Genomic DNA, 12,916 nt, shown 5'->3' on the forward strand with positions numbered 1-12,916 from the left:
AATTGATCCAATCCACTCAGATACGTTCCATCTTTGGCAACCACACGCGAATGAGTGAGAACAGCCGGTCCAGATCGATCGGTTTGGCGAGGTAGTCGTTGGAGCCCGCCTGCAGGCAGCGATCCTGATCGTCTTTCATGGCCTTGGCGGTCACCGCGATGATCGGCAATTTCCGCCAGCGCGGGTTCTTGCGAATCTCGATCGTGGCCTCGTAGCCGTCCATCTCCGGCATCATCACGTCCATCAACACCAGGTCGATATCATCGACGCTGTTGAGTTTTTCGATGGCTTCCAGACCATTGCGCCCGACTTCAACGATCGCGCCTTTATGTTCCAGCGCGCTGGTCAAGGCAAAAATGTTACGCACGTCGTCATCGACGACCAGAATTTTGCGCCCTTCAAACACGCGGTCGCGACTGCGCGCGGTCTTGAGCATTTTCTGGCGCTCGTTGGACAGCTGCGACTCGACCTTGTGCAGGAACAGCGTGACCTCGTCGAGCAAGCGTTCCGGCGAGCGCGCCCCTTTGATGATGATGGTGCGCGAGTACTTCAGCAGCTCGGCTTCCTCGTCGCGGGTCAGGTTGCGCCCGGTGTAGACGATGACCGGCGGGAACGCGCAGATTTCGTCGATCGACATGCGCTTGAGCAGCTCGTTGCCGAGCATGTCCGGCAGTTTCAGGTCGATGATCATGCAGTCATAGGCGTTGTCTCGCAGCAATTCGAGCGCATCCTGGGCAAAGCCGACCGCCGTGATCTCGATGTCGTCGTCGCCAATCAGGCGCGCGATGCTGTCGCGCTGCAACGCATCGTCTTCGACCAGCAGGATGCGCTTGACCTTCTGGGTAAGCTTGGCTTCGAGCCGGGCAAACACGTCCTTGAGCTCTTCGCGCGTGGTCGGCTTGACTGCATAACCGATGGCGCCCATTTGCAGCGCGGCTTCCTGACGGTCTTCCACGGAAATCACATGCACGGGAATGTGTCGGGTGCTCGGCAATTCTTTCAGGCGTTGCAGCACCGTGAGACCGGAATGGTCCGGCAGGCGCATGTCGAGCAGGATCGCGTCCGGGACCAGCGAGGAGGCCAGGTCGAAGCCTTCATCAGCGGCATGGGCCACCAGGCAGTTGTAGCCGAGCTCGTGCGCGAGATCGTAAAGGATGTGGGCAAAGCGCACTTCATCCTCAATGACCAGAATGCAGCGCTTGCTGAACGGCGCCTTGTCGCGGTCGTCGGCAAAGCGCGGGATAGCCTCGGCGGCCGGCGAAGCGATGGCGGCCGCCGGCGCAGGCGGCGCCACGCGCGCGACCGGCAGTGGCGCAGGCTGAACGGCCGCCACCGGGGCGTCGACGTATTGCGACGGCTCCTGCTCGACGTATTCTTCAGGCACCACGAGGGTGAAGATACTGCCCTGCCCCGGCGCACTGGTCACGGTGATCGAGCCGCCCAACAGGCGTGCCAGGTCACGAGAGATCGACAGCCCCAGACCGGTGCCGCCATAACGGCGGTTGGTGGTGCCGTCGGCCTGACGGAAGGCTTCAAAAATGCTTTCCTGCTGCTCTTCGGCAATCCCGATACCGGAGTCGCGCACGGTGAAGGCCACACCTTCGCCCGGCTGGCGTGAAACGGTCAGGCTGACCGCGCCGGTTTCAGTGAACTTGATCGCATTGGACAGCAGGTTTTTGAGGATCTGCTCCAGGCGCTGGCGGTCGGTGTACAACGACACCGGCGTGCCCGCCTGGACCTCCACCGAGAACTCCAGTTTTTTGTCGGCGGCCAGCGGCTCGAAGGTCATGCGCAAGCCATCGACCAGTCGGCTGACGCTGCTGTTTTCCGGGCGCATGTCGAGCTTGCCGGCCTCGACCTTGGAGATATCCAGAATGTCGTTGATCAGGTTCAGCAGGTCATTGCCGGCCGAGTAGATCGACTCGGCAAACTTCACCTGCTCCGCGGTTAGGTTGTCCTGCGGGTTTTCCGCCAGCAGCTTGGCCAGGATCAACGAGCTGTTGAGCGGCGTGCGCAGCTCATGGGACATGTTGGCAAGGAATTCGGACTTGTATTTGCTGGAGCGCTGCAGTTCCTCTGCCCGGGCTTCGAGTTCGACCTGGGCGATGTTCAACTCTTCGTTATTGCGGTCCAGGGCGTCGCGCTGATCCGCCAGCGCCTTGCCCTGCTCGGCCAACTGCTCGTTGGTCTGCTCCAGCTCGGCCTGCTGGGTTTCCAGGTGCGCCTGGGACTCCTTGAGAATCCGCGATTGCTCTTCAAGCTCTTCGTTGGCGGTGCGCAGTTCTTCCTGCTGCACCTGGAGTTCTTCGTTGAGCTGCTGGGTTTCGGCGAGGACTTCCTGCAAGCGCTGACGATAACGGGCGGCTTCGATGGAGGTCCCGACGTTCTCGGCGACCAGTTCAAGGAACTCCAGATCGCGCGCCGTGAGTTCCCGCAGGAAGCCGAGCTCGATCACGCCGTTGACGTTGTCATCGTTGCTGGTCGGCACTACCACGACGCTGCGTGGCGAACCTTCACCCAGGCCGGAAGACACCTTGAAATAGTCCTGCGACACGTCGTCCAGCCGGATAATCTGGTCCAGCTCGGCGGCCTTGCCGACGATCCCTTCACCGCTGTAGATCGACTGTTCGTGCAATTCCTGTTCGCGTGAGAAGCCGTACGACGCCACCCGCACCAGACCACCGTGCTCCTGACGCACGTACACGGCCGCCACCACCGCGCCCAGGTATTGGGCGAAGAACTGCAGCACGTGGCGGCCCAGAAGGTTGAGCGTCAGCTGGCCAATCACCTGTTCGGCCAGTTCGCTTTGGCCGTTGCGCAGCCAGGCGACGTGGGAAAGGCGCTCGGCATCCGCCTGCTGCGCCCGCAGATTGGAGGCATAAGTTTCAGACAGCGTGGTCATGTCGCGACGCCCGACCCAGGCAAGGACACCGCTGACGATCAGGATGAACGCGATGTACAGCGAGACCGACACCACCGTCGTATGGGTGACGTCGGTGTTGCGGGTCAGCCGCAGCTGATGCTCGACGTTGGCCGCCTGCTCATACTGGTCACGCATCTCGTCGGAGAGGCGCTTGCCGCGGCGGTTCTGGATCGGCGTCTGGTAGTCGCCCCCGGTACGCCGCAAGGTAATCATCTCTTGCGCAAACTCGTTCCACGACAACTGCAGGGCGGCCAGCCGCTTGAAGCGGTCAACCTGAGTGGGGTTGTCGGCGACCAGCTCCTCCAGGTTCTGAAGCTCGGTGCTGATGGCTGGCTTGGCGACCTCATAGGGGTCCAGAAAGCGCTCATCGCCGGTCAGCAGAAAGCCGCGCATGCCGGTTTCCATGTCCACCGACAACTTGAGGGAACGGTTGAGATTGTTGATGACCCGGTCGGTGTGCTCGACCCACTGGATGGCCGACAACAGATAGGAAATCAGGAGGACAAAGAAGGCGGCACTGAGCACGCCAACAGCCAGGGGTAAACTGACGTTGCGGCTTAACAGTTTGCGGAAACGTTGCTCATCGACTGCAGAGGTGGGGATCATCGCAAGGGCTCAGGCGGATTCGTCTAAACGACGGAGTTTGCCGTAAAGCTCGGCTAAAACTCCAGCTTCACACATAGAAGGTTGAATTTTCTGACATTAGATGAGGTGCAGCAGGGCCTGCACTATACGTTTGAGTGCAACTCAAAAGCCACTACACTCAATTGAATCGTGTTGTTGCAGCGCGGAAGTTGGCACAATTGCGCCCCCGGCGAAACGCGCTAGAACCTCACGCATTGCGCTGTGCTCCCTGCCTATTAAAGGAACCTTTCATGTCCGATTCACCCCGCACGATTCTGGTGGTTGAAGATGACAACATCGTCCGGATGTTGATCGTCGACGTCCTCGAGGAACTTGACTACAGCGTGCTTGAAGCAGCCGACGCCGGTGAGGCCATTACCTTTCTGCAAAACAGCAGTCAGACCATCGACCTGATGATGACCGACCTCGGCCTGCCAGACATGAACGGTCGCGAACTGGCTCAGAAGGCGCGTGAGATCCGTGCCGACATACCGGTGCTGTTCGCCAGCGGTTATGCGGACACTGTCGATGTACCCGAGGGCATGCACAATATCGGCAAGCCGTTTTCCATCGATCAGCTGCGCGACAAGGTAAACGGCATCCTTGGCAACTGAGTACCCCGTGCAGCAACCCCCGATCCATGTGCTGATCATTGGCTACGTCTGGCCCGAGCCACGCTCGTCTGCGGCCAGTGGCCATGTGATGCAGCTGATCGACTGTTTTCTCGAGCAAGGCTGGCAGGTCACCTTCGCCAGCGCCGCCAATGAAGGTGAGCACAAGGCTGATCTGGCCACACTGGGGATCGCCGAAGCCACCATCGCCCTCAATCACGACAGCTTCGATACATTCATCAGCGCGTTGCAGCCTGACGTGGTGCTGTTCGACCAGTTTTTGATGGAAGAACAGTTCGGCTGGCGCGTCGAAAAGCACTGCCCGCATGCGCTCCGGGTGCTGGAAACCTCTGATCTGCAGAGCCTGCGGCATGCCCGTCATCAAGCCGTCAAGGAATGGCTGGGCGGCAAACCCGACGCTGACCTGACCGACTGTTTCAACATGCCCCGCGAACAGCTTTTCAGCCGGATGGCAGCCTCGGACCTGGCGCTGCGCGAAGTTGCCGCGATTCACCGCAGTGACCTGAGCCTCATGGTCTCCGATGTTGAAATCGAGCTGCTGGTCGACTGTTTTTCCGTTCCGGCTGCCCAGTTGCATTGGGTGCCCTTGCTGGTGCGCGATGTGCCCGAGTACGACGGCGCCTTCGAAGACCGCGCGCATTTCATCACCATCGGCAATTTTCGCCACGCGCCGAACTGGGATGCGGTCCTGTGGCTGAAGAACACCGTCTGGCCGCTGATCCGCGCTCAGCTGCCCACCGCGCAGGTGCATGTCTACGGCGCGTACACACCGCCCAAGGCAGCCGCGCTGCACAAACCCGCGCAGGGCTTTCACATCATGAACTGGGCCGAAGATGCGCTGGAAGTGATGAGCGCGGCGCGGGTTTCGCTGGCGCCGCTGCGCTTCGGCGCGGGCATCAAGGGCAAGATTATCGACGCCATGCTCTGCGGCACGCCCACGGTGACAACGCCCATCGGCGCCGAGGCCATGCACGGCGAGCTGGCCTTTCCCGGGGCGGTGGCGTGCGAGGCGCAAGCGCTGGCCGACGCAGCCGTCAGCTTTTACACAGACGCCGAGCGCTGGGGACAGGCGCAGCGCGATGGCCGGCAACTGCTGTTGGCGCGGTATGACCACTCCCGGCATTGCCAGGCGCTGGTAGCGCGTATTCTTGCGCTGCGTGAAGGGCTGGCAGCGCACCGGCTGGCCAACTTCACCGGGGCCATGCTTCGTCATCACCAGCACAAGAGCACGCAATACATGTCCCAATGGATCGAAGCCAAGAATAGAAACGGCTGACATCGCAGCCCACCGCGTCAGCTCACGGCGCGGCGCAAGATGTAGGTGTCCATGATCCAGCCTTTTCGCGCACGCGTCGTTTCCCGCGCCTCACGGATCTGCGCGCTGACCTCATGCAGCGGCCCTGAAATGAGGATTTCGTCAGCGGTGCCCAGGTACGCGCCCCAATAAATATGCAGCGCCTGATCGACAAAACGTTCGAAGGTGCAATGTGCGTCCAGCATCACCACGCTGTTGTGAATGTCGCCGCCCTGCTGCGCCGCGATCTGCCGACCTGTGGTGATGTCGACAGGCTCTCCGATACGGTTCAGGCCGATGCGGTGCGCCGCCGCCAGCGCCTGCACGCTGGTGATGCCGGGGATCACGTCGTACTTGAAGGATGCACCGCCCCGCGCGAGGACGTGATCGAGAATCCGCAGCGTGCTGTCGTACAGCGCCGGGTCGCCCCACACCAGAAACGCCCCGGTCTGGCCTGGCTTCAGCTCGTCACTGATCAGTTGCTCGAATAGCGCGGCGCGCTGCTCATGCCAATGCTCGATGCCGCTGCGGTAGGACGGCGAATCGCTGTCGCGTCTGGGGTCGCTGACCTGCACAAGGCGGTAGTCGTGCCCCTCGATGTAGCGCGTACAAATGTCCCGCCGCAGCGCGAGCAAATCATCGTTGGCGTAGCCCTTGTCGAGAATGAAAAACACCTGGGTGCGGTTCAACGCCTTGATCGCCTGAACAGTGATGTGCTCGGGATTGCCCGCGCCGATGCCGATGATCAGGATTGTTTTCATGGTGGTGGTTGATCGTCCAAGTGAAAGTGCATTGACGCCATGCGCAAATCAAGGTTGATCGCTGCTATTCATGAAGCTCGCGCAAGGCTGCCGTTGCCAGAAATCCAGAGCGTGAACGGTAGCGCTGATCGCTCCTGACCCGTGCGTCGATGCGTTCAAGCAGCACCTCTGGCAGCGTGGCGTTGAACCGTACCGAGCGGCCGAAATAGGGAGTTACGTCGAATTCAACCACGGCCCAAACGCCCCCCTTAAAGTCAGGATTATGAACGTGGGCATCGATATCCGAGGCTGTAGGCAACGGGTCACCATCCGCGACGAGCCCTTCGAAGTGCAGCGCCAACGCCTCCTTCACGTTATCCAGCGCCTGGCCAAAGGTAGCGCCGGAGGAAAAGCATCCTGGAATATCCGGCACAGTCACGCCGTACACCGACTCAGGATCCTTGTGTAATACAACAGGTAACTTCATTTCCTCGTCCTCCCAAGCCTACTGCCTCACACCGTCTACCTGAGGCCAGCCTGCTTCAATATGCTGTGAACGGTGCCTTTGGGCAGGTCATCTTTCGGATGAGGAACCGTGACACGCCCGGCTTTGATCGGGTGCTTATACTGGCGATGACTCCCCTTGATCTCGACCAGGTACCACCCATCGTCCTCAATCATCCTGATCATCTCCCTGCTGCGCATCAGCCTATCCCTTTGTGGACTGATGTGGATAGTACACACCGCAGTTTCTTGCGCCACCGCGCGGGAAAGTTCATAAGTGACGGTATGTAACGTCATCTCGAGACAACCTTCAGCGCGTCGCGATCTTGACGCAGACATCCCAATGACGCACTGCAGGCGTTTTAGTGGGCCCGGCTTCAGCTGATAGGGCGTCGAGCGTCTCGCCGCGGGGTTTGATGGTCCTGAGACTGCCTCTTCCCGGCTAAAGACGGCCCTGCTGAAGTCACGCGCCCCGCTACATTCTGGTAAACCCCGCGTCTGTATTCCGCCCGACAAATAGTGCACATTACCCCCACACGCCATTCTCCAGACCGGCACCCGCATGATCAAAACAACAAGAGTCACCGACCCGTCCTACGAGTTGATGGACGACCATAACGGTCTGTCGATCATCTACCGCGAACACGGATTTCCCTGTCCGCTGGTCCGCTGGCATTTCCACAAGGAATACGAGCTGCACCTGATCGTGGCCAGCTCGGGCAAAGTGTTTGTCGGCGATTACATTGGCAATTTCCACCCCGAATCGCTGTTTCTCACCGGCCCGAATCTGCCACACAACTGGATCAGTCAGATCGACGAGGACGAAGTCGTGCCCAAGCGCGACATGCTGGTGAATTTCACCGAGGAGCTGCTCGACAGCGGCAATCAGGTATTTGCCGAGCTCAAGACCCTGGCGCCGCTGCTTGAACGCGCCCAGTACGGCATCGAATTTCGTTGCAAGCGCACGATCCGTCAGGCCACCCGACTGATGCAGAAGATCGCCGACACTTCAGGCATCACCCGCCTGGGGCATTTCTTCATTCTGCTGGAAGTGCTTGCCGCCAGTGACGACTTCCAGCTGCTCTCTGGCACCACCGCCTCTCAGCTCTCCGACGATCACGCCGTGGAGCGCACCAACAAGGCCGTGGATTACATCTTCGCCCACTACGCCCGGGAGCTGCCGCTGGAAGAAGTGGCGGAGTACCTGGGCATGAAGCCGACGTACTTTTCCCGCGTGTTCAAACAGGCGACCGGGCGCTGCTTCGTCGAATTCGTCAATCGGCTGCGCATCAGCAAGTCCTGCGAACTGCTCGCCGACGGGGACCGCCCCGTGACCGACGTTTGCTTCGAGTCGGGTTTCAATAACATTTCCAACTTCAACCGCCGATTCCAGCGACTCAAGGGCATGACGCCTTCGCACTATCGCCGCCTGGCCGTGCAGCGCCTGACCGAACAAAACCTGTACTGATTCGTTGCCCATTCCCGCCCTTCAGCTACGCTGGAACTGCCCCGCGTCGTGCGCTGGCGCAGTTCCCCCGTGTGGCCCTCTCAAAGCTAAGTGCAAGAAAGTATCAGTTCCAGTGCGCCGCAGGATTTGTCAGCGCGTGCGCTTAGGGCTGTAATCAGGCGACATTCTTCCTGGCCTCCGGAAGAAACAAAAACAATAACCAAGCTTCTGTCGTCCCTCGGGGCGCTGAAGAGGAGTGATAAATGAAGACCTCTGCACAAGTTCTCGTTGCCGGTACCTGTCTGACCCTCCTGTCCCTGTGCAACACCGCCACAGCGGGCGACGTGACCATCGCCACGGTCAACAACAGCGACATGATCCGCATGCAGCGGCTGTCCAAGACCTTCGAAGAACAGCACCCGGACATCAAGCTGAAATGGGTCGTGCTCGAAGAAAACGTCCTGCGTCAGCGCCTGACCACCGACATCGCCACCAAAGGCGGCCAGTTCGACGTGCTGACCATCGGCATGTACGAAGCCTCACTCTGGGGGGCCAAGGGCTGGCTCAAAGAGATGGACAATCTGCCTGCGTCCTACGCCCTCGATGACGTGTTCCCTTCCGTGCGCGACGGCTTGTCGGTAGACGGAAAACTGTTCGCCCTGCCGTTCTACGCCGAAAGCTCGATCACCTACTACCGCAAAGACCTCTTTAAAGCGGCCGGGCTGACCATGCCGGAGCGTCCGACCTGGACGCAGATTTCAGAATTCGCCGACAAACTCACCGATAAATCCAAGGAGCAGTACGGCATCTGCCTGCGCGGCAAGGCCGGCTGGGGCGAGAACATGGCGTTGATCACCACCGTCGCCAACTCGTTCGGCGCCCGCTGGTTCGACGAGCAGTGGAAACCGCAGTTCGACCAGCCTGAATGGAAGAACGCGCTGACCTTCTACACCAATGTCATGAAGAAAGACGGCCCGCCGGGCGCCTCCAGCAACGGCTTCAACGAGAACCTTGCACTGTTCAACAGCGGCAAATGCGCCATCTGGGTGGATGCCAGCGTCGCCGGTTCGTTCGTGACCGACAAGGCCCAGAGCAAAGTGGCCGACAGCGTGGGCTTTACCTACGCGCCTCACGAAGTCACAGACAAAGGCTCGGCGTGGCTGTACTCGTGGGCACTGGCGATCCCGACCAGTGCCAAGAACGACAAGGACGCGCGCGCTTTCACCGAATGGGCCACGTCCAAAGAGTACGCCTCACTGGTTGCCGAGCAGGATGGCGTGTCCAACGTACCGCCGGGCACCCGCGCGTCGACGTATACGGACGCCTATAAAAAAGCCGCGCCGTTTGCCGACATCACGCTGGAATCCCTCAAGGCGGTCACGCCCAAAGCGCCGACCCTCAAGCCGGTCCCGTACGTGGGCATCCAGTTGGTGACCATCCCCGAGTTCCAGTCGATTGGCACCTCGGTCGGCCAGCAATTCTCGGCGGCTCTGGTAGGCACTTCCAGTGTTGACCAGGCGCTGACCAGCGCACAAAGCGTGGCGGAACGTGAAATGAAGCGCGCGGGCTACCCGAAAAAAGGCTGACACCCGCTGCTTCAAGGCGGCAGGCGTTGCTAGCCCGCCGCCGACGCTCACGCTTTCGCCCGGTTCGGAGTCGACATGAACACCTCAACCCTCACCCCGCGCACTACAGCGGCCGACGATAAATCAGCCGCCAAAGGCAGCGTCACCAAGCCCGGCTGGTTTCTGGTCAGCCCCTCGGTGCTGTTGCTGCTGGTCTGGATGATCGTGCCACTGGGCATGACCATCTATTTTTCGCTGATTCGCTACAACCTGCTCAATCCCGGCGAAAACGAATTTGTCGGCCTGGAGAACTTCGAGTTTTTCGTCACCGACGCGGGCTTTCTCCCAGGGGCCATGAATACCCTGCTGCTGGTGGGCAGCGTGCTGGCCATCAGCGTCATCCTGGGCGTGTTGATATCGGCACTGCTGGAAGCCACTGAGTTCTTCGGCCGTGGCATTGTCCGCGTGCTGTTGATCTCGCCGTTTTTCATCATGCCCACGGTCAGCGCGCTGATCTGGAAGAACCTGATTTTCCACCCGGTCTCGGGCATCCTCGCCTGGGTCTGGAAGCTGTTCGGCGCCCAACCCATCGACTGGCTGGCGAACTTCCCGATGCTGTCGATCATCATCATCGTGTCGTGGCAGTGGCTGCCGTTCGCCATTCTGATTCTGATGACCGCCATGCAGTCGCTGGATCAGGAGCAAAAAGAAGCGGCACGCCTGGATGGCGCCGGCCCGATTGCGATTTTCTGGCACCTGACCCTGCCCCACCTGGCGCGTCCGATTGCCGTGGTGGTGATGATCGAAACCATCTTCCTGCTCTCGGTGTTCGCCGAAATCTTCACCACCACCAACGGCGGGCCGGGTTTTGCGTCCACTAATCTGGCGTACCTGATCTACAACCAGGCGCTGCTGCAATTCGACGTGGGCATGGCATCGGCGGGCGGCTTGATTGCCGTCGTGATCGCCAACATTGCCGCGATCATCCTGGTACGGATGATCGGCAAAAACCTCACCGACAAGTCTTGAGGGCAAGGCCATGATGACGCTCAAACAATCCCGTCGCCTGCAAAGTGCGCTGCTCGGCACCTTGTCGTGGCTGATCGCCGCGCTGATCTTCTTTCCGATCTTCTGGATGGTCCTGACCAGCTTCAAGACCGAGCTCGACGCGTTTGCCACACCGCCGCAGTTCATCTTCACGCCGACGCTGGAAAACTACCTGCACATCCAGGAACGCAGCGACTACTTCCACTTCGCCTGGAACTCGATCCTGATTTCCTTCAGCGCGACGATCCTGTGCCTGTTGATCGCCGTGCCGGCGGCCTATTCCATGGCGTTTTTCGAGACCAAGCGCACCAAGGGCACGCTGCTGTGGATGCTCTCCACGAAGATGTTGCCGCCGGTGGGCGTGCTGATGCCGATCTACCTGCTGGCCAAGACCTTTGGCCTGCTGGATTCGCGCATTGCGCTAATCGTGATCTACACGCTGATCAACCTGCCCATCGTGGTGTGGATGATTTACACCTACTTCAAGGACATCCCGGGCGAGATTCTCGAAGCCTCACGGCTGGATGGCGCGACCACTCGCCAGGAGATCTTCAAGGTGCTGATTCCGATCTGCAAGGGCGGTCTGGCCTCGACGGCGCTGCTGTCGCTGATCCTGTGCTGGAACGAGGCGTTCTGGTCGCTGAACCTCACGTCGTCCAATGCGGCACCGCTGACGGCCTTGATTGCCTCTTACTCAAGCCCTGAAGGTTTGTTCTGGGCCAAGCTGTCGGCGGTGTCCACGCTGGCCTGTGCGCCGATTCTTATTTTCGGCTGGATCAGCCAGAAACAACTTGTGCGCGGCCTGTCGTTTGGTGCCGTGAAGTAATTCAGTGGTGGTTACCACGCTCTGCGTGGTATCGGCCCCGGCGTGACCTTGTAGGAGCGCGCTTGCCCGCGATGGCGATGGGTCAGCGCTGAATGTATCGCTTGACGGACCGCAATCGCGGGCAAGCGCGCTCCTACAGGGCAGCGTCGAGCCCTTCGATCCGCTGGCAATTCATGAAGAATAAAACTGGAGCCCATCATGGCTAACCTGACAATCAGAAATCTGCAAAAAGGCTTCGATGGCCACCAGATCATCAAAGGTATCGACCTGGACGTGAAAGACCGCGAGTTCGTGGTTTTCGTTGGCCCGTCGGGCTGCGGCAAATCCACCCTGCTGCGCCTGATCGCCGGCCTCGAAGACGTCACCAGCGGCAGTATCGAGCTCGATGGCCGCGAGATCACCCAGGTCACCCCGGCCAAGCGAGACCTGGCGATGGTGTTTCAGACCTACGCCTTGTACCCGCACATGACGGTGGGCAAAAACCTGTCCTTTGCGCTGGACCTCGCCGGTACGCCCAAGGATGAGGTCAAGAAAAAGGTCGACGAAGCCGCGCGCATTCTCGAACTCGGCCCATTGCTGGAACGCAAGCCCAAGCAGCTGTCGGGCGGTCAACGCCAGCGCGTGGCGATCGGCCGCGCCATTGTGCGCAACCCGAAAATCTTCCTGTTCGATGAACCGCTGTCCAACCTTGACGCTGCCTTGCGCGTGCAGACCCGACTGGAACTGTCGCGCCTGCACAAGGAGTTGCAGGCGACGATGATTTACGTCACCCACGATCAGGTCGAAGCCATGACCCTGGCCGACAAGGTGGTCGTGCTCAACGGCGGTCGCGTCGAACAAGTCGGGTCGCCGCTGGAGCTTTATCACCACCCGGCCAACCTGTTCGTCGCAGGGTTCCTCGGCACGCCGAAGATGGGCTTTCTCAAGGGCACCATAAGCCGCGTCGAAGCGTCGGCCTGTGAAGTCACCCTCGACGCCGGCACGAAAGTGCTGCTGCCCTTCACCAACGCGCAACAGCGCGTCGGCGATGCGGTTACTTTGGGTATCCGTCCCGAACACCTTGAACTGGCCAACGAAGGCGATTGCCAACTGACGGTGATTGCCGACGTCAGCGAGCGTCTGGGCAGCGACACCTACTGCCACGTGCGCACCACCTCCGGCGAAGCGCTGACCATGCGCATACGCGGCGACCTGGCCAGCCAGTATGGCGAAACACTGAAACTGCACCTGAACAGCGCGCACTGCCACCTGTTCGACGCTCAGGGGCAGGTCATCCGCAGAGCGCTGCAGGCCGCCGCCTGAGCCCTTGCTTCC

The 12,916-nt window shown here is 60.3% G+C and carries 11 protein-coding genes; 7 read left to right on the top strand and 4 right to left on the bottom strand.

Going from position 1 to position 12,916, the window contains the following annotated elements; all coding sequences use genetic code 11:
• Window positions 1–16 precede the first annotated feature (16 nt).
• Entirely contained in the window at window positions 17–3,529 is a 3,513-nt protein-coding gene (locus QRN48_RS06635) for a response regulator (protein WP_285349588.1), read from the bottom strand.
• Window positions 3,530–3,798: 269 nt separating this feature from the next.
• Between QRN48_RS06635 and QRN48_RS06640 the strand changes: the two genes are divergently transcribed.
• Together QRN48_RS06640 and QRN48_RS06645 are read left to right on the top strand one after the other, a co-directional pair.
• Entirely contained in the window at window positions 3,799–4,161 is a 363-nt protein-coding gene (locus QRN48_RS06640; protein WP_285349590.1) for a response regulator, read from the top strand.
• A 7-nt stretch (window positions 4,162–4,168) separates the two neighbouring features.
• Window positions 4,169–5,455 (top strand): glycosyltransferase, encoded by a 1,287-nt coding sequence (locus QRN48_RS06645; RefSeq protein WP_285349591.1) that lies wholly within the window; start codon window positions 4,169–4,171, stop codon window positions 5,453–5,455.
• Window positions 5,456–5,472: 17 nt separating this feature from the next.
• Here the strand turns inward: QRN48_RS06645 and cobF are convergent, their stop codons facing one another.
• The 3 genes from cobF to QRN48_RS06660 form a co-directional block, all read right to left on the bottom strand.
• Window positions 5,473–6,234, bottom strand: coding sequence for a precorrin-6A synthase (deacetylating) (gene cobF, locus QRN48_RS06650; protein ID WP_191943440.1), 762 nt, complete (start codon window positions 6,232–6,234; stop codon window positions 5,473–5,475).
• A 64-nt stretch (window positions 6,235–6,298) separates the two neighbouring features.
• Complete coding sequence (locus QRN48_RS06655) at window positions 6,299–6,700, bottom strand: type II toxin-antitoxin system HicB family antitoxin (protein ID WP_191943441.1); 402 nt, start codon at window positions 6,698–6,700, stop codon at window positions 6,299–6,301.
• Between the two features lie 35 nt (window positions 6,701–6,735).
• On the bottom strand, window positions 6,736–6,918 hold the full coding sequence (locus QRN48_RS06660; protein ID WP_191943657.1) for a type II toxin-antitoxin system HicA family toxin: 183 nt from the start codon (window positions 6,916–6,918) through the stop codon (window positions 6,736–6,738).
• A 361-nt stretch (window positions 6,919–7,279) separates the two neighbouring features.
• Here QRN48_RS06660 and QRN48_RS06665 point away from each other — a divergent pair, with 361 nt between their 5' ends.
• The 5 genes from QRN48_RS06665 to QRN48_RS06685 all read left to right on the top strand — a co-directional run bounded on the left by QRN48_RS06665 (window position 7,280) and on the right by QRN48_RS06685 (window position 12,904).
• Window positions 7,280–8,185 (top strand): AraC family transcriptional regulator, encoded by a 906-nt coding sequence (locus tag QRN48_RS06665; RefSeq protein ID WP_285349593.1) that lies wholly within the window; start codon window positions 7,280–7,282, stop codon window positions 8,183–8,185.
• A 242-nt stretch (window positions 8,186–8,427) separates the two neighbouring features.
• The gene (locus QRN48_RS06670) at window positions 8,428–9,750 is read left to right on the top strand and encodes an ABC transporter substrate-binding protein (RefSeq protein WP_285349595.1); all 1,323 of its coding nucleotides are present in this window, start codon (window positions 8,428–8,430) and stop codon (window positions 9,748–9,750) included.
• Between the two features lie 75 nt (window positions 9,751–9,825).
• Window positions 9,826–10,758, top strand: coding sequence for a carbohydrate ABC transporter permease (locus QRN48_RS06675; RefSeq protein WP_037010586.1), 933 nt, complete (start codon window positions 9,826–9,828; stop codon window positions 10,756–10,758).
• A 10-nt stretch (window positions 10,759–10,768) separates the two neighbouring features.
• A complete protein-coding gene (locus QRN48_RS06680) occupies window positions 10,769–11,602 on the top strand; it encodes a carbohydrate ABC transporter permease (protein WP_191943443.1) in 834 nt (277 codons plus the stop codon).
• Between the two features lie 198 nt (window positions 11,603–11,800).
• Window positions 11,801–12,904 carry an ABC transporter ATP-binding protein gene (locus QRN48_RS06685; RefSeq protein WP_191943444.1) on the top strand — a complete coding sequence of 368 codons (1,104 nt, stop codon included), beginning with the start codon at window positions 11,801–11,803 and terminating at the stop codon, window positions 12,902–12,904.
• Window positions 12,905–12,916 lie beyond the last annotated feature (12 nt).

This window comes from Pseudomonas sp. ME-P-057 (assembly GCF_030208975.1).
Taxonomy (GTDB): Bacteria; Pseudomonadota; Gammaproteobacteria; order Pseudomonadales; family Pseudomonadaceae; genus Aquipseudomonas; species Aquipseudomonas lutea.

What these genes read in the sequence shown, in the direction of transcription:
- QRN48_RS06670 (WP_285349595.1), top strand. Translation starts at nt 8,428, where the DNA reads ATGAAGACCTCTGCACAAGTTCTCGTTGCCGGTACCTGTCTGACCCTC.
- QRN48_RS06655 (WP_191943441.1), bottom strand. Translation starts at nt 6,700, where the DNA reads ATGAAGTTACCTGTTGTATTACACAAGGATCCTGAGTCGGTGTACGGC.
- QRN48_RS06660 (WP_191943657.1), bottom strand. Translation starts at nt 6,918, where the DNA reads ATGCGCAGCAGGGAGATGATCAGGATGATTGAGGACGATGGGTGGTAC.
- QRN48_RS06640 (WP_285349590.1), top strand. Translation starts at nt 3,799, where the DNA reads ATGTCCGATTCACCCCGCACGATTCTGGTGGTTGAAGATGACAACATC.
- QRN48_RS06685 (WP_191943444.1), top strand. Translation starts at nt 11,801, where the DNA reads ATGGCTAACCTGACAATCAGAAATCTGCAAAAAGGCTTCGATGGCCAC.
- cobF (WP_191943440.1), bottom strand. Translation starts at nt 6,234, where the DNA reads ATGAAAACAATCCTGATCATCGGCATCGGCGCGGGCAATCCCGAGCAC.
- QRN48_RS06665 (WP_285349593.1), top strand. Translation starts at nt 7,280, where the DNA reads ATGATCAAAACAACAAGAGTCACCGACCCGTCCTACGAGTTGATGGAC.
- QRN48_RS06635 (WP_285349588.1), bottom strand. Translation starts at nt 3,529, where the DNA reads ATGATCCCCACCTCTGCAGTCGATGAGCAACGTTTCCGCAAACTGTTA.
- QRN48_RS06675 (WP_037010586.1), top strand. Translation starts at nt 9,826, where the DNA reads ATGAACACCTCAACCCTCACCCCGCGCACTACAGCGGCCGACGATAAA.
- QRN48_RS06680 (WP_191943443.1), top strand. Translation starts at nt 10,769, where the DNA reads ATGATGACGCTCAAACAATCCCGTCGCCTGCAAAGTGCGCTGCTCGGC.